This window comes from Stenotrophomonas sp. (genome assembly GCF_036662295.1).
GTDB lineage: Bacteria > Pseudomonadota > Gammaproteobacteria > Xanthomonadales > Xanthomonadaceae > Stenotrophomonas.
On the sequence record NZ_JAVWXA010000026.1, the window covers coordinates 14435 to 37476 of the forward strand.

21 protein-coding genes and 1 pseudogene are annotated in these 23042 nt (G+C 69.8%); 12 read left to right on the forward strand and 10 right to left on the reverse strand.

Annotation, left to right across the window (positions count from 1 at the left end; all coding sequences use genetic code 11):
* Positions 1-22: 22 nt before the first annotated feature.
* Together RSA25_RS07395 and mnmE are read left to right on the forward strand one after the other, a co-directional pair.
* The gene (locus RSA25_RS07395; RefSeq protein ID WP_332808253.1) at positions 23-2704 is read left to right on the forward strand and encodes a polysaccharide deacetylase family protein; all 2682 of its coding nucleotides are present in this window, start codon (positions 23-25) and stop codon (positions 2702-2704) included.
* 3 nt (positions 2705-2707) lie between these two features.
* Positions 2708-4057 (forward strand): tRNA uridine-5-carboxymethylaminomethyl(34) synthesis GTPase MnmE, encoded by a 1350-nt coding sequence (gene mnmE, locus RSA25_RS07400; protein ID WP_332808254.1) that lies wholly within the window; start codon positions 2708-2710, stop codon positions 4055-4057.
* Between the two features lie 9 nt (positions 4058-4066).
* Here the strand turns inward: mnmE and RSA25_RS07405 are convergent, their stop codons facing one another.
* Positions 4067-4231: a hypothetical protein gene (locus RSA25_RS07405; RefSeq protein ID WP_332808255.1), complete on the reverse strand. Its 165-nt coding sequence runs from the start codon at positions 4229-4231 to the stop codon at positions 4067-4069.
* Between RSA25_RS07405 and RSA25_RS07410 the strand changes: the two genes are divergently transcribed.
* Together RSA25_RS07410 and RSA25_RS07415 are read left to right on the forward strand one after the other, a co-directional pair.
* The gene (locus RSA25_RS07410; protein ID WP_332808256.1) at positions 4230-5264 is read left to right on the forward strand and encodes a glycerophosphodiester phosphodiesterase; all 1035 of its coding nucleotides are present in this window, start codon (positions 4230-4232) and stop codon (positions 5262-5264) included. The two genes, RSA25_RS07405 and RSA25_RS07410, sit on opposite strands and share 2 nt — an antisense overlap.
* A gap of 94 nt (positions 5265-5358) precedes the next feature.
* On the forward strand, positions 5359-6354 hold the full coding sequence (locus tag RSA25_RS07415; protein ID WP_332808257.1) for a hypothetical protein: 996 nt from the start codon (positions 5359-5361) through the stop codon (positions 6352-6354).
* 32 nt (positions 6355-6386) lie between these two features.
* Here the strand turns inward: RSA25_RS07415 and RSA25_RS07420 are convergent, their stop codons facing one another.
* Positions 6387-7196 carry a rhomboid family intramembrane serine protease gene (locus tag RSA25_RS07420; protein ID WP_332808258.1) on the reverse strand — a complete coding sequence of 270 codons (810 nt, stop codon included), beginning with the start codon at positions 7194-7196 and terminating at the stop codon, positions 6387-6389.
* Between the two features lie 102 nt (positions 7197-7298).
* Positions 7299-8255, reverse strand: a complete 957-nt coding sequence (locus RSA25_RS07425) for a TerC family protein (RefSeq protein WP_332808259.1) — start codon at positions 8253-8255, stop codon at positions 7299-7301.
* 496 nt (positions 8256-8751) lie between these two features.
* Here RSA25_RS07425 and RSA25_RS07430 point away from each other — a divergent pair, with 496 nt between their 5' ends.
* Together RSA25_RS07430 and RSA25_RS07435 are read left to right on the forward strand one after the other, a co-directional pair.
* Positions 8752-9924, forward strand: a complete 1173-nt coding sequence (locus RSA25_RS07430) for a class I SAM-dependent rRNA methyltransferase (RefSeq protein WP_332808260.1) — start codon at positions 8752-8754, stop codon at positions 9922-9924.
* 192 nt (positions 9925-10116) lie between these two features.
* On the forward strand, positions 10117-11376 hold the full coding sequence (locus RSA25_RS07435) for a dipeptidase (protein ID WP_332808261.1): 1260 nt from the start codon (positions 10117-10119) through the stop codon (positions 11374-11376).
* A 352-nt stretch (positions 11377-11728) separates the two neighbouring features.
* On the opposite strand, the pseudogene RSA25_RS07440 reads toward RSA25_RS07435, so the two are convergent.
* The 3 genes and pseudogenes from RSA25_RS07440 to RSA25_RS07450 all read right to left on the reverse strand — a co-directional run.
* Positions 11729-13132: pseudogene (locus RSA25_RS07440) on the reverse strand (amino acid permease); the annotation flags it as partial.
* 141 nt (positions 13133-13273) lie between these two features.
* On the reverse strand, positions 13274-13693 hold the full coding sequence (locus RSA25_RS07445; protein ID WP_332808262.1) for a hypothetical protein: 420 nt from the start codon (positions 13691-13693) through the stop codon (positions 13274-13276).
* Positions 13694-13755: 62 nt separating this feature from the next.
* Positions 13756-14751, reverse strand: coding sequence for an aldo/keto reductase (locus RSA25_RS07450; RefSeq protein WP_332808263.1), 996 nt, complete (start codon positions 14749-14751; stop codon positions 13756-13758).
* 108 nt (positions 14752-14859) lie between these two features.
* Between RSA25_RS07450 and RSA25_RS07455 the strand changes: the two genes are divergently transcribed.
* Positions 14860-15762, forward strand: a complete 903-nt coding sequence (locus RSA25_RS07455; protein WP_332808264.1) for a LysR family transcriptional regulator — start codon at positions 14860-14862, stop codon at positions 15760-15762.
* A gap of 9 nt (positions 15763-15771) precedes the next feature.
* Here RSA25_RS07455 and RSA25_RS07460 read toward each other — a convergent pair whose 3' ends face one another.
* From RSA25_RS07460 to RSA25_RS07470, 3 genes are all read right to left on the reverse strand, one after another.
* Positions 15772-16131 (reverse strand): hypothetical protein, encoded by a 360-nt coding sequence (locus tag RSA25_RS07460; RefSeq protein ID WP_332808265.1) that lies wholly within the window; start codon positions 16129-16131, stop codon positions 15772-15774.
* Between the two features lie 188 nt (positions 16132-16319).
* Positions 16320-16946: a leucine efflux protein LeuE gene (leuE, locus tag RSA25_RS07465; RefSeq protein ID WP_332808266.1), complete on the reverse strand. Its 627-nt coding sequence runs from the start codon at positions 16944-16946 to the stop codon at positions 16320-16322.
* A 60-nt stretch (positions 16947-17006) separates the two neighbouring features.
* Positions 17007-17930, reverse strand: coding sequence for a LysR family transcriptional regulator (locus RSA25_RS07470; protein WP_332808267.1), 924 nt, complete (start codon positions 17928-17930; stop codon positions 17007-17009).
* Positions 17931-18021: 91 nt separating this feature from the next.
* On the opposite strand from RSA25_RS07470, the gene RSA25_RS07475 reads away from it, so the two are divergent.
* Both RSA25_RS07475 and nfsB read left to right on the forward strand, forming a co-directional pair.
* Positions 18022-19029 (forward strand): zinc-binding alcohol dehydrogenase family protein, encoded by a 1008-nt coding sequence (locus RSA25_RS07475; protein WP_332808268.1) that lies wholly within the window; start codon positions 18022-18024, stop codon positions 19027-19029.
* An 11-nt stretch (positions 19030-19040) separates the two neighbouring features.
* Complete coding sequence (gene nfsB, locus RSA25_RS07480) at positions 19041-19709, forward strand: oxygen-insensitive NAD(P)H nitroreductase (protein WP_332808269.1); 669 nt, start codon at positions 19041-19043, stop codon at positions 19707-19709.
* A gap of 6 nt (positions 19710-19715) precedes the next feature.
* Here the strand turns inward: nfsB and RSA25_RS07485 are convergent, their stop codons facing one another.
* Complete coding sequence (locus RSA25_RS07485) at positions 19716-20327, reverse strand: glutathione S-transferase N-terminal domain-containing protein (RefSeq protein WP_332808270.1); 612 nt, start codon at positions 20325-20327, stop codon at positions 19716-19718.
* 49 nt (positions 20328-20376) lie between these two features.
* Here RSA25_RS07485 and rmuC point away from each other — a divergent pair, with 49 nt between their 5' ends.
* From rmuC to RSA25_RS07500, 3 genes are all read left to right on the forward strand, one after another.
* The gene (rmuC, locus tag RSA25_RS07490) at positions 20377-21960 is read left to right on the forward strand and encodes a DNA recombination protein RmuC (RefSeq protein ID WP_332808271.1); all 1584 of its coding nucleotides are present in this window, start codon (positions 20377-20379) and stop codon (positions 21958-21960) included.
* A gap of 74 nt (positions 21961-22034) precedes the next feature.
* Positions 22035-22412, forward strand: a complete 378-nt coding sequence (locus RSA25_RS07495; protein WP_332808272.1) for a hypothetical protein — start codon at positions 22035-22037, stop codon at positions 22410-22412.
* Positions 22413-22467: 55 nt separating this feature from the next.
* Positions 22468-23028 carry a glutathione peroxidase gene (locus RSA25_RS07500; protein WP_332808273.1) on the forward strand — a complete coding sequence of 187 codons (561 nt, stop codon included), beginning with the start codon at positions 22468-22470 and terminating at the stop codon, positions 23026-23028.
* Positions 23029-23042 lie beyond the last annotated feature (14 nt).

A 23042-nucleotide genomic window follows, 5' to 3' on the forward strand; every position in this document is an offset into this window, starting at 1 on the left:
GCCCCGTTGCCCCGAGCCTTCCATGCCCCCTGCGTCGTCGCTGATCCGTTTCCCCGTGCCTGCGCTGCTGCTCGCCCTGGCGTTGGCCGGGTGTGGGGACAAGCCGGCGGCCACCGCCGACGGCGTCACCCAGCCCAGCGCGCAGGCCGCGGCCGCCGCCGACCCGGCCGCCGCGCCGCTGCTGGCCGCCCTGCAGAAGCAGCTCGACGGCCATCGCCGCATCATCGTGCTGCTCGCCGACGAGGCGCAGCAGTCGCCGGCCGACCGCGCCACCTCCAGCCGCATCGGCCAGCAGCTGTTCCACGATGGCCTGGAACAGCGCAGCGCGATCGCCGCGCAGTTCGACACGCTGCTGCGCGGCGCCAGCCCGCAGCGCTTCGCCAGCCTGGGCACGGTGCTGGACTACATCGAATCGGCACCGGAGCTGTTCGACGCCGACCGCCTGGCCTTCCGCGAAGTGCTGCGGGACCTGCAGGAGCGGGTGGGCAAGGATTCCTCGTTGCCCGCGGTGAAGCTGCACCAGCGCATCGGCGAGGACCTGGAGGCGCTGGATGAGATCGAGCGCAACTACAACCAGGAGATCACCCGCATCTTCAGCCGCTTCGACCGCACCCGCGCCATCGCGCTGAAGCGCGAGAAGTGGGAGGACTACATCGCCCACCTGCACACGCACTACCGGCGCGAGGCGATCCTGCGCGATTACGGGGTGATCGAGCCGTACCCGATGTCGATGCAGGACAGCGACCGGGAGATCTTCGGCCGCGACCTGCCGCCCAAGACAGTGGTGCTCACCTTCGACGACGGCCCGCACAAGGCCTACACCGACGAAGTGGTGGCCATCCTCAAGCGCTACGACGTGCCGGGCGTGTTCTTCGAAGTGGGGCGCAACCTGGGCCAGGTGCAGGCCGACGGCAAGGTGACGCTGGGGCCGATGGCGGCGATCAGCCGCAACCTGATGGAGCAGGGCTACGCGGTGGGCAACCACAGCCTCACCCACGCCCAGCTCTCGCGCACCACCGGCGATGCATTGCGCGAACAGGTGCTGTCCACCGACACGCTGCTCAAGGGCGTGGACGACAAGCGCGCACCGCTGTTCCGCTTCCCCTATGGCGCGCGCAACGCCGAGGGGTTGCAGCTGCTCAACGAAGCCGGGCTGAAGTCGATCATGTGGAACATCGACTCGATGGACTGGGCCGACCCGGTGCCCGAGTCGATCGTGCAGCGCGTGGTGGACCAGGTGCAGAAGGAACAGCGCGGCATCATCCTGTTCCACGACATCCACGACCGCGCGGTGAAGGCGCTGCCGCAGATCCTGGATCGGCTGATCGCCGACGGGTACCAGTTTGCCGGCTGGAACGGCCGCGACTTCAGCGTGGCGCGGCCGCGCAAGGGCACCGCCGCCGATGCCACGGTGACCAGCGGCTACGAGAAATCGTGGGCGATCGTGATCGGCATCGACGACTATTCCAAATGGCCCAGGCTGGAATACGCCAGCCACGACGCCCAGGCGATCGCCGACACGCTCACCGGGCAGTTCGGCTTCCCGGCCTCGCAGGTGATCACGCTTAAGAACCAGCAGGCCACCCGCAACAACATCCTGGCCGCCTTCCACGACCGCCTCGCCGATGAGCGCACCGGCAAGAACGACCGGGTGTTCGTGTTCTTCGCCGGCCATGGCGCTACCCGGAAGCTGGCTTCCGGCCGCGACCTGGGCTACATCATCCCGGTGGATTCGGACCCCAACGAGTTCGCCACCGATGCGATCGCGATGACCGACATCCAGAACATCGCCGAGAGCCTGCAGGCCAAGCATGTGATGTTTGTGATGGATGCCTGTTACAGCGGCCTGGGGCTGACCCGCGGCGGCGGTGGGTCGTCGGCCTTCCTGCGCGAGAACGCGCGGCGCAGCGCGCGCCAGATGCTCACCGCCGGCGGTGCCGACCAGCAGGTGGCCGACAGCGGGCCCAATGGCCATTCGGTGTTCACCTGGGTGCTGCTGCAGGCGCTGGCCGGCAAGGGCGACCTCAATGGCGACGGGTTGATCACCGGCACCGAGCTGGCCGCCTACGTGGCCCCGGCGGTGTCGGCGGTATCGCGGCAGACGCCGGCCTTCGGCAGCCTGCCCGGCTCGCAGGGCGGTGAGTTCGTGTTCCAGGTGCCCGACAGCCAGGAATACCTCAATGCCGATACGCGCCAGTTGTCGCCCGACGCGATCGCGCTCAACACCCGGGTGGACGCGGCCCAGGATGCCAAGAGCGACGGCGCGGCCGAGGCGCCGGTGACCGTGGCCGACCTGCAGGGCGGCAAGAGCACCCTGGTGGTGCCCGCCGCCCAGCCCACCACCGACCGCCAGCGCGCCCAGCAGGCCAATGACCGCGGGCTGCAGCTGTACCGCGAGAAGCGCTATGACGAGGCGGTGGCGCAGTTCACCGAAGCCCTCAAGCTGCGCCCGGACTTCGCCCAGGCCGCCAACAACCTGGGCTTTGTCTACTATCGCCAGCAGCGCTACGCCGAAGCAGCCCGCTGGCTGGAGAACACCTTGAAGATCGATCCCTCGCGCGCGGTGGCCCACCTCAACCTGGGCGATGCCTACGCCTATGCCGGTGACAAGGCCAAGGCCAGGCAGGCCTACACCACCTACCTGGCCCTGCAGCCGCAGGGCAGCGGTGCGGCCCAGGCGCGCGCCCAGCTGGAGAAGCTCTAAGCCATGGATGCCCTGGCCCAGATCGATACCATCGTGGCCATCGCCACCGCGGCCGGCGCGGGCGGGGTGGGCATGCTGCGCCTGAGCGGCCCGCGCGCGCGCGCCATCGCCGAAGCGGTCGGGGTGCGCACGATGCGCCCGCGGCATGCGCACTACGCGCGCTTCCGCGATGCGGAGGGCGAGGTGATCGATGACGGCATCGCGCTGTGGTTCCCCGCGCCCAACAGCTTCACCGGCGAGGAAGTGGTGGAGCTGCAGGGCCATGGCAGCCCGGTGGTGCTGCAGCAACTGGTCGCGCGCTGCATCGCCCTTGGGGCACGGCAGGCGCGGCCGGGCGAGTTCAGCGAGCGTGCCTTCCTCAACGGCAAGCTGGACCTGGCCCAGGCCGAGGCCATCGCCGACCTGATCGCGGCCAGCGACACCCGCGCCGCCCGCGCGGCACGCCGCTCGCTGGACGGGGTGTTCTCGCGGCGCGTGGACGCGGTGGCCGAAGACCTGGTGCTGCTGCGCATCCACGTGGAAGCGGCGATCGACTTTGCCGATGAGCCGATCGACACCCTGGGCGGCGCGCAGGTCCGTGCGGGCCTGGGCCAGGCGCTGCGCGCGCTGGTGCAGCTGCGCGAGGATGCCGAGCGCGGCCGCAAGCTGCGCGATGGCCTGCATGCGGTGCTGGTGGGCCCGCCCAATGCCGGCAAGAGCTCATTGCTCAACGCGCTGGCCGGCAGCGAGCGGGCGATCGTCACCGACATCGCCGGGACCACCCGCGACACCCTGCACGAGACGATCCGCATCGACGGGCTGGAGCTGACCCTGGTGGACACCGCTGGGCTGCGCGAGGGCGGCGATGCGATCGAACGCGAAGGCATGCGCCGCGCCCACGTGGCGATGCAGCGCACCGACCTGGCCCTGATCGTGCTGGACGCACGTGACCCGCAGGCCGGGCACGCGGCGGTGCGCGAGGCCATCGCCGGGGTGCCCCAGCAGCTGTGGATCCACAACAAGAGCGACCTGCTGGCGCAGCCGCCGGCCGACAACGACGCGAACGTGGTGCATGTCTCGGCCGCCACCGGCCACGGCCTGGCGCGCCTGCATGCGCGCCTGCGCGAACTGGCCAGCGGCAGCGCAGGCGACCGCGTGGAGGGCGAGTTCTCCGCTCGCGCCCGCCATGTGGAGGCGATCGTGCTGGCCATCGGCCACGCCGAACGCGCCGAAGCCGAGCTGGTCCACGAACACCTGGAGCTGGCCGCCGAGGAACTGCGCCTGGCGCATGATGCGCTGGGCGAGATCACCGGGCGGATGAGCGCCGATGACCTGCTGGGGCGGATTTTCTCCAGCTTCTGTATCGGGAAATAGCGGCGACGGTCACGCTTTCTTCGCCCTGTCACACCAGCGCAGCACAATGCGCGCGTCCTTCCACGCCCGCGCCGCGTCGGCGCGGGCCGCATCAATCAGGGGTTTTGCAGTGTCGAAGTCGTTGTGGGGTTGTGTGTTGTTGTTGTCGCTGGCCGTGGCACCATCGGTGGCCATGAGCGCCGAATCCTCCACCCCCTCGCGCAAGGCGGCCGTCTACGGCCATCGCGGTGCCAGTGCGCTGCTGCCCGAACACACCCTGGCCGCCTACGCCCAGGCCATCGCCGATGGCGCCGACTACATCGAACCGGACCTGGTGATGACCAAGGACGGCGTGCTGGTGTCGCGGCACGAGAACGAGATCGGCGGCACCACCGACGTGGCCGCGCACCCGGAGTTCGCCAGCCGCAAGACGGTCAAGACCATCGACGGCCAGCGCATGGAGGGCTGGTTCACCGAAGACTTCACCCTGGCCGAGCTGAAGACGCTGTACGCCCGTGAGCGCCTGCCGCAGCTGCGCAGCACCGCCTATGACGGCCAGTTCCGGATTGCCACGCTGGAGGAGATCATCGCCTTCCTGGTGCAGCAGGCCGGCCGCGCCAACCGCGGCATCGGGCTGGTGCCGGAGATCAAGCACGGCACCTACTTCAAGGGCATCGGCCTGCCGATGGAAGACAAGGTGCTGGCCGCGCTGCAGGGCAACGCCTACACCCGCGTGGCACCGGTGACGATCCAGTCCTTCGAGGTGGGCAACCTGCGCTACCTGCGCAGCAAACTGGGCCGCGATTCCAACATCCGCCTGCTGCAGTTGCTTGGCGACCCGGCGCAGCAGCCGGGCGACGTGCTGGCGGCCAAGGGCACCCAGCGCTATGCCGACATGATCACCCCGGCGGGGCTGGACACCGTGGCCAGCTACGCCGATGGCATCGGCCCGAGCCTGCGCATGGTCATTCCGCTGGATGCCGCCGGCAAGCTGGGCACGCCGACCACGCTGGTGCGCGATGCGCATGCCGCCGGCCTGATGGTGATCCCGTATACGTTCCGCCCGGAAAACACGTTCCAGGCCGCCGAGTTCCGCAAGGGCGAGGCCAACGCGCGCAATGCCGACGGCTCGGTGGCCGAGATGCGCGCCTACCTGGCCACCGGCATCGATGCGTTCTTCACCGACGACCCGGCGCTGGGCCGGCGCGCGGTGGACGAAGCGCGGTAACCGGCGCGGCGCGCATCGACCCACGGTCGATGCCTGCCGGGCTTGTTGTCGGTGCGCTGCCGGCGTTACCGTTGCCGGCAGACCCGGACATCGCATGCTGACCAGACAGCGCTTCGAATCTTCCGCAGACGGCGATCTGTATATCCACACCCGCAACCTGGTGGCCGAGCTGGCCACGCTGTTTTGCGGGTTGGCCGCCTGCGCGGTGCCGTTGATGTTCCTGGTGGATGGCTTCTTCGGCGGACGCTGGCTCCCGGCCCGGCTGGCTCCCTTGGAAATCCTGCTGGTGCTCCTGGGTCTGATCCTGCTTGGGGTGTTGGGCGTGGCAGTGCTGCTGTTGCTGGACGTGCGGGAGACCCTGTTCCTGTCGCATCGACTGGCGCGCGGCGAACGCAGGAAGCGCAACCTCTTCGGCGGTCGCGAACGTGTCCACGCGATGTTTGCGCTGCGATCAGCCACGGCATTGGAAATGCGCGTATACCGCACCGATGCGCGGCGCGTGGTGCAGGCATGGCTGCTGATGGCCGATGGCACCGAGCAGCGGCTGACGCCGGAACTGATGGTGCTGAGGCCGGGGCAGCCCCGAACGGATCGCTGGCTGCAGGTGCTTGCAGGCTACCTGGCGCTGCCCACGCCGGACCGGGTGATCGAACTGCCCGTGATCGGGGCGTTACCGGCACCGCCTGCCGTGGCAGCACACCGGCACGTGCCGACCCAGACACCCGAACCCGCCACCCGCCGCCCGGCGCCGTCGAACCGCCCGAGCCACGCCGACCCTGCGCCGCCGCCGATGGCCGCTGATGGCAACCGGCTGGGCTGGTTTGCCCGCGCGCTGACCGGCCTGCTTGGCGCGTTCCTGTCGCTGGTGGCGCTGGCGCATGCCGTCGAGCTTCTCGGCGCGTTGTCCATGGGCCGGTTGCGGGTCGCCTCCAGCGTGCACGGCAGCGGGCATACCTATCTCTGGAGCGAGGCACCGGTCGGCTATCTGATGCACGCGGGCGCGGGCATCCTGGGGGTGATGGTGGTCGGTCTGCTGGGGATCGCTTGCCTGTACGTCGCAGTGGCGGGACGGACCAGGCGGCCGCGATGAACGGCGCATTCGCCTGGCCCCACGGCCGATGCCTAGCGCGGCGGGTCCGGATACCGGCTGGCGTCGCCCGGATCGCGCGGGCGGAACGGCAGCACCACGAAGTCCTGGCCCTCGCGCGGTTGCCACAGCACGGGGACGCGCTGGGGTGACGGCGGCTCCAGGTCGGCATCGCGCTGCAGGTGCAGCTCGTCCTCGTCCTCTTCTTCTTCCCAGCTGTAGCGCTTGCGCGGGGCCATCGGGTCGGACAGGCGGAACAGCAGCGCGCTGACGATGCCGGCCAATGCGCCGCCCATGTGCGACTGCCAGGACACGCCCGGCTCGTGCGGGAGGATGGTGATGAGCATGCTGCCGTAGAACAGGAAGGCGATCAGGCCGGCGGCGATGGCCGGCCGGTCGCGGCGCAGCAGGCCCAGCACGAACACCAGGAACATCAGGCCGTGGGTAATGCCGCTGGCGCCCAGGTGATGGCTGCCCAGGTCGCCCAGCAACCAGGCACCCAGCCCGGAGCCGATCCACAGCAGGGGCAGCGCGCGCAGGGTGGCCTTGGGATACACGCTGCCGGCCAGGGTGCCCAGGATCAGCAGGGCCACCGCGTTGGCGCCCAGGTGCTGGACCGAACCGTGCAGCAGCGGCGCGCCGAGGATGCCCAGCAGCCCGGCCTTGTCCAGCGGGGCCACCGACCACGGCCGCCAATCGAAATGGCCCTGGGCGGTGAACACCGCCACCAGCACCAGCACGAAGGCCAGGCTCAGGTTGAACGCCCGCATCACGCGACCACGGTCGCTGCGGGGCGGGTCCGGCGCATCGCCGGCGGGCAGGGGCTGGGGCAGGTTGGCGTTCATACCCTTAGGGATTGCGTCGCCCCGGCTGAACACAAGGGCAACGCGACGGGAGAGAGTGGTGGCGGCGGCGGGGGCCAACCCCCCGGGGCGCGCCACGCCGGGTCACGCGTCGCCGGTCTTGGGCGGGTTCTTCAGGCTCAGCACCACGGTGGCGGCGATGATCACCGCGACCACGCCCAGCGAGATCGGGGTGGGGATCTTGAAGATGTCGATCAGCATCATCTTGATGCCGATGAAGGCCAGCACCAGGGCCAGGCCGTAGGGCAGCAGGTGGAAGCGGTCGGCCATGCCGGCCAGCAGGAAGAACATCGCGCGCAGGCCCAGCACCGCGAACACGTTGGAGGTGAGCACGATGAACGGGTCGGTGGTGATGGCGAAGATGGCCGGGATGCTGTCCACGGCGAAGATCACGTCGGTGACCGCGATCAGGATCAGCACCACGAACAACGGGGTGAACCAGCGCTTGCCATCGCGCATGACGCTCATGGCATTGCCGGCGTAGTCCGGCAGCAGGCGCAGGTGCCTGCGCATCCAGCGCAGGGCAGGGTTGGTCTCCAGGTCCGGCTCCGAGCCGGCCGAGAACCACATCTTCCAGCCGGTGAAGAGCAGGAACGCGCCGAACACGTACAGCAGCCAGTGGAACTTGGTCAGCAGCACGCTGCCGGCGAAGATCATGATCGTACGCAGCACGATCGCACCCAGGATGCCGATGATCAGCACCTTCTGCCGCTGTTCCTCGGGCACGGCGAAGTAGCCCATGATCATCAGGAACACGAAGATGTTGTCCACCGCCAGGGCCTTCTCGACCAGGTAGCCGGTCAGGAACTCCAGGCCGACCTTGTTGGCCACCACCTGGCCGGCCGTCTCGTTCAGGTAGTACCAGAGGCCGCCGTTGAAGGCCAGGGCAAGCAGCACCCAGCCGATCGACCACCACAGGGCCTCCTTGAAGGTCACCTTGTGCGGCCCGCCGTGTCGCATCAATACCAGGTCGACCAGCAACGCGATGACCACCACCGCGCCGAAGCCGCCCCACAACCACAAATTACCGATCGTCTGCATGGGTTTGTCCGTTGGGAAAAGAAAATGCCTCAAGCCGGATGGCGAGGATCTGCAACGGAGGATCAGGGGGATCCAGGGACAGAGCTTCGCCATACGGCGAAGGTCTCGCTCGCAGCCCCGATGGGTGGGACTGCCGTTGCACCGGAGCCTGCGGGCTCGAATTGACGGCGACAACGTCTGGGAGCTACTCCCCTTCTGGGGCCGATTCTGCGGGGTGGCCGGGCCGGCGTCAACTGGACGCCCTTGCCGGGTTGATGGCCAGCGGCTGTCACTGCCGGCTACGGGTGGGGCCAATGGGGAGACGGCCAGCGGCCGTCACTACCGGCTGCGGGTGGGGCCAATGGGGAGACGGCCAGCGGCCGTCACTACCGGGTGCGGGTGGGGCCAATGGGGAGACGGCCAGCGGCCGTCACTACCGGGTACGGGTGGCGCGATGGGGAGACGGCCAGCGGCCGTCACTACCGGGGGTTGTGGGCTTCCCGGATACACTACGCAGATGAATACCACCCCCCTTCCCGTTGTCCGCCTCAAGAACGCCTGGCGCTCCAGCCACCCGTGGATCTTCCAGAAACTGGTCGAAAAGCCCGCCGTCCGCCCCAAGCCCGGTGCCATCGTCGACGTGGTCGGCGTGGACGGGGAGTGGATCGGCCGCGGCTTCTACAACGGCCATTCGCGCATTGCCGTGCGCATCCTGGAAACCGACCCGGCCGTGCCGGTGGACGCGGGCTGGTTCTCGCGCAAGATCGCCCAGGCGGTCGAGCTGCGCCGGGACGTGCTCAAGCTCGATGCGGTGTCCGACGCCTGGCGCGTGGTGCACAGCGAAGGTGACGGCCTGTCCGGCCTGGTGGTGGACCGCTACAACGACCTGGTGGTGGTGGAGTTCTTCGCCGCCGGCATGTTCCGCCACCGCGAGTGGGTCTATGAGGCCTTGCGCGAGCAGTTCCCGGGGTGCCGCTTCCACAGCTTCGCCGACGAACACGTGCAGAAGCAGGAGAGCTTCGACTTCCACGGCAACACCACCACCGAGGCGTCGGTGATCACCGAGTACGGGGTGAAGTTCCGCGCCGATCCGGCCGGGGCGCACAAGACCGGCTTCTTCGCCGACCAGCGCGAAAACCGCCAGTGGCTCAGCCAGCAGGTGGACGGCAAGAGCGTGCTGGACCTGTGCTGCAACACCGGTGGCTTTGCCGTGTATGCGGCCGCGCGCGGTGCCTCGGAGGTGGTCGGCATCGACATCGACGAGGACGTCATCCAGATCGCCAAGGGCAATTCGCGCCTCAACAACGTGCGCCCGAAGTTCATCCAGTCCGACGTGTTCCCGTGGCTGCGCGATGCGGCCAACCGTGGCGAGCAGTTCGACGTGGTGATCCTGGACCCGGCCAAGATGACGCGCGACCGTGACCAGGTGATCACCGCACTGAAGAAGTACCTGGACATGAACAAGCTGGCGCTCGGGGTTGTCAAGCCCGGCGGCCTGTTTGCCACGTTCTCGTGCACCGGCCTGGTGGCCGAGGACCAGTTCCTGGACATGCTGCGCCGCGCGGCGTTCTATTCCGGCCGCACCATCCAGATCCTGAAGGTGGCCGGCGCCGGTCCGGACCATCCGTTCATGGCCCACGTGCAGGAATCGCGTTACCTCAAGGCGGTGTTCTGCCGCGTGCTGGACTGACAACCGCACCGAAGGGGTAGTGCCGGCCGCTGGCCGGCTCCCCGTGGAAACCGGAGATCAAGGGTAGTGCCGGCCGCTGGCCGGCTCCCCATGGAAACCAGAGATCAAGGCGAGCCGGCCAGCGGCCGGCACTACCGGTGCATGTCTTCCGGGCGTTATCGTCCTACGCTTCCGATTCAAGGGGAGGCGTCCATGGCATTGCGTAGTCTGTCGTTGCTGGTCTCGCTGGCGTTGTGCACGCCGTTGGCCGCCGGGGCGGTCGAGTTTTCCGCGCAGGAACTGGCCCGGGCCACCGCGCTGCAGCAGCGGCTGCTGACCCTGGACAGCCACCTGGATACGCCGGCCAACTTCCATCGCGACGGCTTTGACATCCAGCAGCGGCACGACCACAACGCGCTGTCGCAGGTGGATTACCCGCGCATGGTCGAGGGCGCGCTGGATGGCGGCTTCTTTGCGATCTACACCGACCAGGGCGACCGCAGCGACGCCGCCCACCAGCACGATCGCGATGCCGGCCTGCTGCGCCTGATGGAGATCCGCGAGATGCTCGCCGCGCACCCGGACACCTTCGCGTTGGCGCGCACGCCGGCCGATGCGGCGCGGATCAAGGCCGCCGGCAAGCGCGTGGTCTACATCAGCATGGAGAACGCCAGCCCGCTGGTGGAGGATCCCTCGCTGCTGGGCTTCTACCACCTGGCCGGGCTGCGCCTGCTGAGCACGGTGCACTTTGCCAACAACGAGTTCGCCGATTCGGCCACCGATCCCAAGGGCGCCGAATGGAAGGGCCTCAGCCCGGCGGGCAAGGCGCTGGTGGATGAAGCGGTGCGGCTGGGCATCGTGATCGACCAGTCGCACGCCTCCGACGCGGTGTTCGATGACCTGATCGAGCGCATGCCGGTCCCGTTCGTGCTGTCCCACAGCGCGGCCAAGGCGATCTTCGACCACCCGCGCAACCTCGACGACGTGCGCCTGGCCCGGCTGGCCAAGGCCGGCGGCGTGATCCAGGCCAACGCCTATGGCGGCTACCTGATCGACACCGGCAAGACCGAGGCACGCACGCAGGCCGAGCAGGCGCTGATGGACCGGCTCGGCGGCGATTACGACCGCCTGGGCATCGCCCAGGGCGTGGCGCTGAAGCAGGGACGGGACGCGCTCGATGCGCGCTACCCGCTGCGCAAGGCCACGCTGGATGACTTCTTCGCCCACCTGGCGCACCTGCTCCAGGTGGTCGGCCCCGCACACGTGGGCATCGGCCTGGACTGGGACGGCGGTGGCGGGCTGGCCGACCTGCAGGATGTGAGCGCGCTGCCGAAGATCACCGCGTGGCTGCTGCGCAAGGGCTACAGCGAGCAGCAGATTGCCGACATCTGGGGCGGCAACCTGCTGCGGGTGATGCAGCAGGCGCAGGACTACGCGGCACGCGTGCCTGCACCTGCAACCCCGGGCACCTGACTCAGGCGCCGGGGTGGATGGCCTTGTAGGTGGCGTAGAGCAGGCCGGCAAAGCCGACGAGGGCGATCGCGCGCGCCAGCAGCGGCCAGGCGGCCTGACCGCTTGAGCGGGCCGCCGCACGCCAGATGCCGGCCAGGGCCACCGGGGCCAGCACCAGCACCAGCGCGTGGCCGGCCAACAGCCAGCGCGTGCCGGGGAAGGCCAGGCCGGCGGCATACAGCAGCAGGCTGAGCACGGCGAAGAACGCCACGCCGTTGACCCAGAACGCCATGGCCAGGCCCTGGTCGCCCTGCGCCACGCGCTGCAGCGCGTCCGGCGCGCCGGCGTGGTCGCGGCCCAGCAGGCTGGCGATGCGGCCGTAAGCGAGGAAAGCGCCCAGGCCCAGTGCGTTCCACAGCAGGAAATACAGCTGGGTGGTGCTGGGCAGGCTGACGAACAGGTACACACAGCCCAGTGCGGCCAGCGGGCCGACCACGAAGGCCAGCGGCGTGCGGAAGCTGCGCTGGCGGTTCGGCTCGCGCACGCGCAGCACCACCAGGCACACGCCCACGGCGGTGAAGGCCGCCAGCGTGCCGGCATTGGCCAGGGCGGCGATCTCATCCAGCCGCGCCACGCCGGCCAGGGCCGACACCACCACGGCGGTGAACAGCGTGGTGGCCACCGGCGTGCCGGTGCGGGCGTTGACCTTGGACAGGCCGCGCGGCAGCAGGCCATCGCGGCTCATGACGAAGAAGATGCGGCTCTGCCCGTACAGGAAGGCCAGCAGCACGGTGGGCAGGGCGATGATGGCGATGATGCCGATCAGCATCGCCGCCGTAGGGTGGCCCAGCTGGCGCATGATCAGCGCCAGCGGCTCGGCGCTGTGGCCGAACACCGCGTAGCTCATTGCCCCGATCGCCGCCAGCGCCACCAGCACGTAGACGATGGTGCAGCCGACCATGGAGCCGATGATGCCGATGGACAGGTCGCGGCTGGGGTTCTTGGTTTCCTCGGCGGCGGTGGAGATCGCATCGAAGCCGTAGAAGGCGAAGAAGATGATGGCCGCCGCGGCCATCACCCCGCGCTCCACGCCGTCCGGCCCCATCGACTTGGCGAAGCCGTAGGGCATGAACGGCTGCAGGTTGCCGGCATCGAAGGCGGGCAGGGCCACGGCCACGAAGATGCCCAGCGCGATCAGCTTGAACACCACCAGCACCGCATTGAGGGTGGCGCTTTCCTTGGTGCCGCGCATGAGCATCAGCGCCACCAGCCAGGTGATCACGATCGCCGGCACGTTGACCGCCCCGCCGCGGACATGCGGGCCGGCCGCCAGTGACGCCGGCAGGGTCACGTCCCAGCCGAACTGGGTGTGGACCCATTCCAGGAAGCCGACGAAGTAGCCCGACCAGCCCACCGCCACCGTACTCACCACCAGCGAGTACTCCAGGATCAGGCTCCAGCCCACCACCCAGGCCACCACTTCGCCCAGGGCGCTGTAGCTGTAGGTGTAGGCACTGCCGGCGGCCGGCATCATCGTGGACAGCTCGGCGTAGCAGAGCGCGGCGCAGGCGCAGATCGCCCCGGCCACGGCGAAGGAGATCAGCACGGCCGGGCCGGCGAGGTTGGCGCCCACCCCGATCAGGGTGTAGATGCCGGTGCCGACGATGGCGCCGATGCCCAGCGCGATCAGGTGCGGCCAGCTCAGGGTCGGGACCAGCTGCCTGCCCGCTTCATGGACGGTGACCTGGTCGAGGGACTTGCGCCGGAGCAGTGACATGGAGCCTCGCGGAGTGACTGTTAAAGACAAGTCCGCGAGTTTTACCCAACGCGGTGCAGCATTACTACTGCCAAGCGTCGCAAGCGCCCACCGACGGCATCTGACTGGGCCAGGGATGACGAAAACGGCACAATCGACGGCTCACCGCCAACGGCAGCCGGCGTCGGTGCTGGCGGCCAGGTCCTCGTGGAAGACGGTGCGCCGGCCGCTGCGCGCGTGGGTGTACGCGAATCCGTAGATGCGCGCGCCCTGGGTGCTGACCGCGTAATGGCCGTTGATCCGGCCGCGCACGTGCTCCTCCCACACGGTGTCGAACTGCCATGGCCGCCCTTCGGCCATCTCGGTGCTGTCCTGGGACTGTTCGGTCAGGCGCAGCCAGCGGGTCTTGCCGGCGTAGCGCACGTAACTGACCCGTGGCTCGTCGGCGCCGCCCTCGGGCAGCTTCCATTCCAGGTGCACGTTGTCGCCGTCGCCGCCGGTCAGGCAGCGCACTTCTTCGGCGTGGGCAGCGCTGGCGGCCAGCAGCAGCGGCAGCAGGGCCAGTCGGGTCAGCGGGATCATGCAGCGGTGTCCTGTCCATCCTGGGCCCGCCATTGTGGCCCAGGGCGGAGCAGGCGCGGTGCTCAGCGATCCAGCGTGGCCATCGCCGCCTCGGCGTAGCGCGGCCCGGCGGCGGCATCGGGCGGGAACAGGGCATCGAGCTGCGCCAGCTCGTCCGGCACCAGCTGCACCTGCAGCGCGTCGAGGTTTTCATCCAGGTAGGCGATGCGCTTGGTGCCGGGGATCGGGACCAGGTCCTGGCCCTGGGCCAGCACCCAGGCCAGCGCCAGTTGGCCCGGGGTGACGCCCTTGGCCTGGGCCATGGCGGTCACCGCATCGACCAGCGCCAGGTTGCGCGCGAAGTTGTCGCCCTGGAACCGCGGCGACTGGCGGCGGTAGTCGTCGGCGTCGAAATCGTCCGGGCTGCGGATGGCGCCGGTGAGGAAGCCACGGCCCAGCGGGGAGTAAGGCACGAAGCCGATGCCCAGCTCGCGTGCGGTGGCCAGCACGCCGTTGGCCTGGGGGTCGCGCGACCACAGCGAGAACTCGGTCTGCAGCGCGGTGATCGGATGCACGGCATGGGCGCGGCGCAGCGTGGCCGCCGAGGCTTCGGACATGCCCAGGAAGCGCACCTTGCCCTGCTCGACCAGCCGCGCCATCGCGCCCACGGTGTCCTCGATCGGCACGTTGGGGTCCACGCGGTGCTGGTAGTACAGGTCGATGTGGTCCACGCCCAGCCGCTGCAGGCTGGCCTCGCAGGCGGCGATCACGTACTCGGGACGGCCATCGACATTGCGCGCGCGCGGGTCGGTGGGCTCCATCCGGATGCCGAACTTGGTGGCCAGGAACACCTGGTCGCGGCGGCCGGCGATCGCCTTGCCGACCAGCACCTCGTTGGTGTGCGGGCCGTACATGTCGGCCGTGTCGAGCAGGGTGACCCCGCGCGCCAGCGCATGGTGGATCACCGCGGTGGCCTCGGCGTCGCTGCCGCGACCGCCGTAGAAGGCGCTCATGCCCATGCAGCCCAGGCCGAGTGCGGAAACAGTGGGGCCGTTGCGGCCAAGGGTACGGGTCTGCATGGAATCTCCAGGAGGAACGGCGCCACGGCGCGGGAAACACAGCATGCGCCGCGCTACCATGTGGATAAACGGGTGTTCTCCGCATCCGGCATGAAGGCAGGCTTCATAATGAACGCGCAACCTTCGCTGTCCGCCGTGGTCGCCTTTGCCCGGGTGGCCGAGCATGCCAGCTTCACCCGCGCCGCCAATGCGTTGGGCGTGTCGCCCTCGGCGTTGTCGCAGACGGTGCGCGCGCTGGAAGCCAGCATGGGCGTTCGCCTGCTGCACCGGACCACGCGCCGGGTGGGCCTGACCGAGCACGGCGCGCGTTTCCTGGCGCGGGTGCGTGGCGGCCTGGCGCAGATCGATGCCGCCTTCGAAGACCTGGACAGCGTGCGGGCAGTGCCGGCCGGCAAGCTGCGCATCAACGTGCCGCGCGTCGCCGCCGAACTGCTGGTGCTGCCCTACCTGCCCGGTTTCCTGGCGCGCTACCCGCAGGTGGAGGTGGAGCTGTTCGTGGAGCCGGCGCTGGTGGACCTGGTGGCCGGCGGCTTCGATGCGGGCATCCGCCTGGGCGAGTGCCTGGCGCGGGACATGATCGCCGTGCCGATCGGGCCGGCCGAACGCCAGGTGGTGGTGGCCACGCCGGACTACCTGGCCCGCCACGGCGCACCGCGCACGCCGGCCGACCTGGTCGACCACGACTGCATCGTGCACCGGCTTAGCACGGGCCGCCTGATGGCTTGGGAGTTCAGCGCGGACGGGCGCGATTTCGAGGTGGCGGTGGCCGGGCGGCTGGTGTTCAACGATGCCGCGCTGGTGCATGCCGCGGCGCGTGCCGGGATGGGCCTGGCGCAGGGCTTCGAAGCGGTGATGGCCGAGGACATCGCCGCTGGCCGCCTGTGCAGCGTGTTGCAGGCTTGGCAGGCGCCGTTTGCCGGCTTCCACCTGTACTACCCGGCGCGCGAGCAGATGGCGCCCAAGCTGCGGGTGTTCATCGACCACCTGCGCCAGGCGCAGCGCGGCGGCTGAGGCGCGCGCTCAGGCGGGCGGGCCGGCGGCGAGCAGCGTGCGCAGCCAGGCGGCCTCGCGCGGCAAGCCGTGCGGGAAGATCACGCACGCATCGTCGGGGAAGCGCTTGCAGCGCAGCACGCCCTCGGCATCGAACAGCCGCCAGCCCTGCGCGGCCTGCTCGGCGGCCAGGATGCGCCGGCGCAGCGCCAGCGCCAGGCTGGCCTGGCAGTCGAAGCGGCAGGTGCGCAGGTCGATGCGGTCCAGTGGCTGCAGCCCGGCCAGGATGCGGCCGACGGCCGGGTGGCCCAGGTCGATGCGGCCGGTGGCCATGCCAAGCAGGCGCTCGTCATGCCCGGCCAGGTGATGGACGAAGTACACGGGCGGCATCGTTTCCTCGCGGCGGCGCGCGGACGCCATCACGGCGACCGTTGGGCGATGGCCACGATTGGACACCGTGCCCGGGCGAGGGGGAATCTCAAGTTACCGATCGATTTGGCTTGTGCCGATGGCGTGGCCTATCTGCAACGCCGTCGCGGCACCGCGCGTGCGTGCGCCCTGCACCGCGGGGCGGGGCGTCAGCCGGAAACGCCGAGGCGCACGCCAAAGCCGATCAGGAAGATCCCAGCGGTGCGTCTCAGCAAAAGCCCTACGCGAGGATGCTGGAGAATCCTACGCCGCAGCAGGTTGCCGACCCCGATCAGGACCGAGCAATACGCCAGGCCCATGACGAAGATGATCACCGCCATGGTCGCAAACGTCACCACGCCCTGGTGGCGCGCCGGGTCGATGAACAGTGGCAGGAAGGCCATGTAGAAGATGATGGCCTTCGGGTTGAGCAGGTTGATCAGCACCGCCTGGCGGAAGTAGTGGCCCGGGTGCAGGCGGATGCCGCCCTGCTCGCCGCTGTCGCGCGGGGCGCGCAGCAGGCCGATGCCGACCCAGACCAGATAGGCGGCGCCGAGGTACTGCACCGCGTGGAACACCAGCGGATTGGCCTTGAGCAGCGCGGCCACGCCGGCCACCGCCAGCCACATCAGGATCTGGTCGCCCAGCAGCAGGCCGAACAGGGCGGTATAGCCGCCGCGCACGCCGCCGCGGCCGGTCGCGGTGAGCAGGGTGAAGGTGCCCGGGCCCGGCAGTGCCAGGAACACGAGCACGGCGGCGATGAAGGTCCACAGATCCTGGATGCCCAACCACGGCATGGCGGCGACTCGACGACGGGGGAGCGCCATTGTCCGGCACGGCCGCCCTTGCCGATAGCGTCAGGCGTCCAGCCGTGGCAGATCGGCCAGCAGCGGCTGCAGGCGCTCGGCGAACATCGCGTGCAGCTGCCGCACCGCCGGTGAGAACTGCTTGCGGTGCGGGCACACCAGATTCAACGGCAGGCTGTCGCCGGCGCCGCCCAACAGCACCTGCAGGCGCCCGGCGCGCACGTCCTCGCGCAGGTCCAGCCACGACTTGAACACGATGCCTTCGCCGGCCACCGCCCAGCGGCGCACCACGTCGGCATCGTCGCAGACCATGTTGCCGCGCACCGGCACCACCACCCGACGGCCCTCGACCTCGAAGTTCCAGCGGTCGTAGGCGCGCCCGGCCAACTGGTAGAGCAGGCAGTGGTGGTCCTTGAGCGCGTCCAGGTGGGCCGGGGCGCCGTGCCGGGCCAGGTAGTCCGGCGCGGCCGCCAGCACACGGCGGTTGCCGGGCAGCAACGGCAGGGCCACATAGCTGGCCTGGTCGAAGCGGCCCAACCGGAAGGCGATGTCCACCGGGTCGCGGAACACGTCGGCGACCTGGTCGGACAACTGCAGGCGCAGCTGCAGGCGCGGATGGGCGGCGCGGAACTCGCTCAACCACGGCAGCAGCACGTTGCGGCCCAGGTCCGAGGGCGCGGCCACCTGCAGCACCCCGCGCAGTTCGGCATCTTCCCCGCGCACCCGGGCCTGGCCCTCGCTGAGGGTGGCCAGCACTTCCCGCGCGTAGGGCAGGTACAGCGCGCCTTCGGCGGTCAGGCGCAGGCTGCGGGTGGAGCGCACGAACAGGCGCAGGTCCAGCTCGCGCTCCAGCCGGGCCACCGCGGCCGCCACCTGGCCGGGCAGCAGGTCGGCTTCGCGGGCGGCATTGGAGAAGCTGCCCAGGGCGGCGGTGCGGACGAACAGGGCCAGATCGTCGACGCGGATCATTTTCATTCCCACAGTGAAAGTGCTGACCGATTTTGCGCCTTTCTGCGGCGGCGGGTGAAGCGCAGGCTGTGTCCCTTCCCGAACGGACCTGCTCCCCATGAAAGCCATTGCCTACACCCAGCACGGCCTGCCGATCAGCGACCCGCGCGCGCTGCAGGACATCACCCTGCCGATGCCCACGCCCGGCCCGCGCGACCTGCGCGTGGCGGTGCGCGCGATCTCGGTCAACCCGGTGGACACCAAGGTGCGCAACGGCGTGGCGGTGAGCGAACCGCGCGTGCTGGGCTGGGACGCGGTGGGCATCGTGGACGCGGTGGGCGAGGCGGTGACGCTGTTCCAGCCGGGCGATGCGGTCTTCTACGCCGGGTCGATCGACCGTGCGGGCAGCAACGCCGAGTACCAGCTGGTGGACGAGCGCATCGTCGGCCACAAGCCGGCCAGCCTGGACGATGCGGCCGCCGCGGCGCTGCCGCTGACCGCGATCACCGCCTGGGAGCTGTTGTTCGACCGCCTGCGCATCCCCGAAGGGGGCGGCCAGGGCCAGACCCTGCTGGTGGTCGGCGCCGCCGGCGGGGTCGGCTCGATCCTGGTGCAGCTGGCGCGCCAGCTCACTGCGCTGACCGTGATCGGCACCGCCTCGCGGCCGGACACCCAGGACTGGGTCTACGGCCTGGGCGCCCACCACGTGATCGATCACACGCAGCCGCTGACCGACGGCCTGCAACGGCTGGGCATCGCGGCGGTGGAGCACGTGGCCAGCCTGACCCACACCGACCAGCATTACGCCCAGCTGGTGGCCGCGCTGGCCCCGCAGGGCCAGCTGGCCCTGATCGACGACCCCGGCCAGCTCGACGTGATGGCGCTCAAGCGCAAGAGCCTGTCGCTGCATTGGGAGTCGATGTTCACCCGCTCCAGCTTCACCACCCCGGACATGCAGCACCAGCACGCGTTGCTGGAGCGGGTGGCCGCGCTGGTCGATGCCGGGGTGCTGCGCACCACGCTGGGCGAGCACTACGGCCGTATCGACGCGGCCAACCTGCGCCGCGCACACGCCCTGATCGAGACCCACCGCGCCCGCGGCAAGCTGGTCCTCGAAGGTTTCTGATGCATTCCCCCATGGACACGACCCACATGACCCTCGCACCGGTGGCCCGCCGCCGCCACACCACCAAGGCCTACGACTCCACCCGCACGCTGCCGCCGGCGGTGCTGGAGGACCTGCTCGAGGTGCTGCACCAGGCACCGTCGTCGGTCAATTCTCAGCCCTGGCATTTCCTGGTGGCCGGCACCGCGGCGGCGCGCGCGCGCATCGCCCGCGCCACCCAGCCCGACCAGCCCTACAACACGGCCAAGATCACCGATGCCTCGCATGTGATCGTGTTCGCCACCCGCACCGCCCTGGACGATACCCACCTGGCGCAGGTGATCGCGCAGGAAACCGCCGATGGGCGCTTCCCCACGCCCGAGGCGCGCGAAGGCCAGCGCGGCGCGCTGCACCACTACGTGGACCTGCACCGGCACACCCTGGGCGATGTGCAGCACTGGATGCAGAAGCAGACCTACCTGGCGCTGGGCACGCTGCTGCTGGCCGCCGGCGTGCATGGCGTGGACGCCACCCCGATGGAGGGCTTCGACGCGGACGTGCTCGATGCCGAACTGGGCCTGCGCGCGCGTGGCCTGACCAGCGTGGTGTTGGTGGCGCTGGGGTATGGCAGCGACGCCAATTTCAATGCCGGCCTGCCCAAGTCGCGGCTGCCCCGCGAGCAGCTGTTCACCCACCTCTGAGCGGGCTCAGGGCACCCCGTTGTCCACGTGCCGGGCAAACCCCGGCCGTGGCCGCAGCCGCTCGAACCAGGCCTGCACGGCCGGCAGCACGGGTTTGTCGCCGGGAGTGGCGCGCCACCGCTGGGTGGACAGCCCCAGCACGATGTCGGCCAGGGTGAAGTCGGCGCCGGCCACGTGCGCGCCGGTACGCGCCAACTGCTGGTCCAGCAGGGTCATCAGGCGGTTCCACTGGGCCAGGCTGGCCGCGGCCGCGCCGGCATCGGTGTAGTCCGGATGCCGGCGCACGCCGGCCATGAAGGCGTAGCGCCAGGCCGTGTTCAGCTCGGTGGCCTGCCAGTCCATCCACTGCTCCACGCGCGCACGCGCCTGCGGCGCTTCCGGCAGCAGGTCGTGGCGCTGTTCGCGCGCGGCCAGGTAACGGCAGATGCTGTTGGATTCCCACAGCACGAAGTGACCCTCGCGCAGCACCGGCACCTGCGCGTTGGGGTTGAGTGCGGCCAGGTCGGTCGGCGCGCTGCCATCGGCGTGGCCCTGCTGGTAGTCCAGGCGCAGCTCGGCGCAGAGCCACAGCACCTTGCGCACGTTGATGGAGGTGGACTTGCCCAGGATTTCCAGCATGGCACGCTCCGGCGCAGCCAATGAGACCCGGGCATCCTACACTTGCCCCATGCAAACCGAATTCCTGATCCTCGGCGGCCTGGTCTGCGCCGTCCTCGTGCTGCAGCTGGTGGTACTGCTGCGGCGTTCCCAGCATGGCGGGCTTGAGCAGACCCTGCGCGAAGAAGCGCGCGTGGGCCGCAGCGAACTGCGCGAGCAGCTCGAAGGCCTGGGCCGCCAGCAGGACGCGCGCCTGGAGACCTTCGCCCGCGCGCTGACCGACCTGTCCACCCGCACCGACCAGCGCCTGGACCAGCTGCGCGACGCGCTGGGCGAAGACGCCCGCAAGGCCCGCGAGGAAGCCACCCTGGCCCAGCAACGCACCGGCGAACTGCTGGCCCAGCGCCTGCACGACATCCGTGCCCAGCTGGATGTGTTCGGCCAGCAGCAGCAGGCCCGCATCGAGGCCTTCGGCCAGCAGCTGGTGGAGCTCACCACCCGCACCGACAGCCACATGGCGGCGCTGCGCCAGGCGCTGGCCGACGATGCCCGCCTGGGCCGCGAGGAAACCGCGCAGTCGCAGCAGCGCCTGGCCGAATCGCTGGGCCTGCGCCTGCAGGAGATGACCCAGCGCAACGAGCAGCGCATCGGCGAGATGCGCGCCACCCTGGAACAACAGCTCAAGAGCCTGCAGCGCGACAACGCCGAGAAGCTCGACCAGATGCGCGTCACCGTGGATGAAAAACTGCAGACCACGCTGGAAGCGCGGCTGGGGGCCTCGTTCCAGCTGGTCTCCGACCGCCTGGAACAGGTGCAGCGCGGGCTGGGCGAGATGCAGCAGCTGGCCACCGGGGTGGGCGACCTCAAGCGCGTGCTGACCAACGTCAAGAACCGCGGCAGCTGGGGCGAGGTGCAGCTGGACAACATCCTCGAACAGACCCTCACCCAGGAGCAGTACGCGCGCGGGGTGAAGGTGCGCCCGGACAGCGGGGAAATGGTGGACATCGCCGTGCGCCTGCCCGGGCGCGGCCACGAAGACACGCCGGTATGGCTGCCGATCGATTCCAAGTTCCCGCGCGAGGATTACGAGCGCCTGCTCGATGCGCAGGAACAGGGCGATGCCGAGGGCGTGCGCGTGCAGGGCGCGCAGCTGGAGCGGGCGATCCGCATCCAGGCCAGGTCGATCTGCGACAAGTACATCGTCCCGCCGCACACCACCGATTTCGCGGTGATGTTCCTGCCCACCGAAGGGCTGTACGCCGAGGTGATCCGCCGCCCCGGCCTGGTCGACCTGCTGCAGCGCGAACACCGCGTGGTGGTGGCCGGGCCGACCACCGTCACCGCCCTGCTCAACAGCCTGCAGATGGGCTTCCGCACGCTGGCGATCGAGCAGCGTTCGAGCGAGGTGTGGAGCCTGCTGGGGGCGGTCAAGAGCGAGTTCGGCAAGTTTGCCGGCATCCTGGAAAAGGCCGAGAAGCAGATCAGCACGGTGGGCCGCAGCCTGGGCGAAGCCAGCCGCAAGACGCGCACCATCGAACGCCGCCTGCGCGGGGTCGAGTCGCTGACCGCCGAGCAAAGCCAGGACCTGCTGGGCGACGGCGTGGGCGAAGACGAGGACGCCGGCGTGGACGAGCGCGGCAACGCGCAGGACTGACACCTGGCGTACATGCCGCGCATGCACGTGATCGCGCATGCTGTGCCCCGTCCACCCTTCGAGGAATGATCCGCATGCGCCTGACCCTGTTGTTGCCCCTGCTGCTGGCCGTGGCCGGCTGTACCAGCACCCCTTCGCCGGGTGCGGCCGTGCCTGCCGACGCCACCACCACGGCGACCCCGGCACCGCTGGACGCCGCTGCCTGCCGGCAGGCCGGCGGTGAACTCATGCCGCTGGGCCGCCTGCAGCGCGTGCAGTGCGTGGTGCCCTATGCCGATGCCGGCCGGGCGTGCAGCGCCAAGGCCGACTGCAGCGGGCAGTGCCTGGCGGAGGGCGAAGTGACCGCCGGTGTGCCGGCGCGCGGCGTGTGCCAGACCGACCTGCGCCAGAACTTCGGTTGCCGCCAACGGATCGACGGTGGCGTGGCGCAGGGCACGATCTGCGTCGATTGATTTTTTCCGCCGCGGGTCCGCCCGTGGCTTCCATGTCCCCATCCAAGGAACTGCAGTGAGCCAGACCGTCTACGAGATCCCCGTCACCACCATCGAAGGCCAGCCGTCCTCGCTGGCCGATTACCGCGGCAAGGTGCTGCTGGTGGTCAATGTCGCCTCCAAGTGCGGGCTGACCCCGCAGTACGAAGGCCTGCAGGCGTTGTACGCGGCCAAGCACGATGCCGGCCTGGAAGTGCTGGGGTTCCCGGCCAACAACTTCCTGGCCCAGGAGCCGGGCGACGAGGCGGAGATCCAGCAGTTCTGCCAGCTGGAATACGACGTCAGCTTCCCGCTGTTTGCCAAGATCAGCGTGGCCGGCGATGACATCCATCCGCTGTACCAGCAGCTGACCGCTGCCCAGCCGGCGGCCACCGGCGAAGGCCCGATGCGCGAGAAGCTGCAGGGCGCGGTCGCCAAGTATCCCGAGCTGGTGGTCAACCCGGCACCGGGCGTGCTGTGGAACTTCGAGAAGTTCCTGGTGGGCCGCGACGGCCAGGTGATCGCGCGCTTCGCACCGGATGTGCCGGCCGACGACGCGCGCCTGGTGGCGGCGATCGACGCCGCGCTGGCGGCCTGATGCCGCTTGCTGTG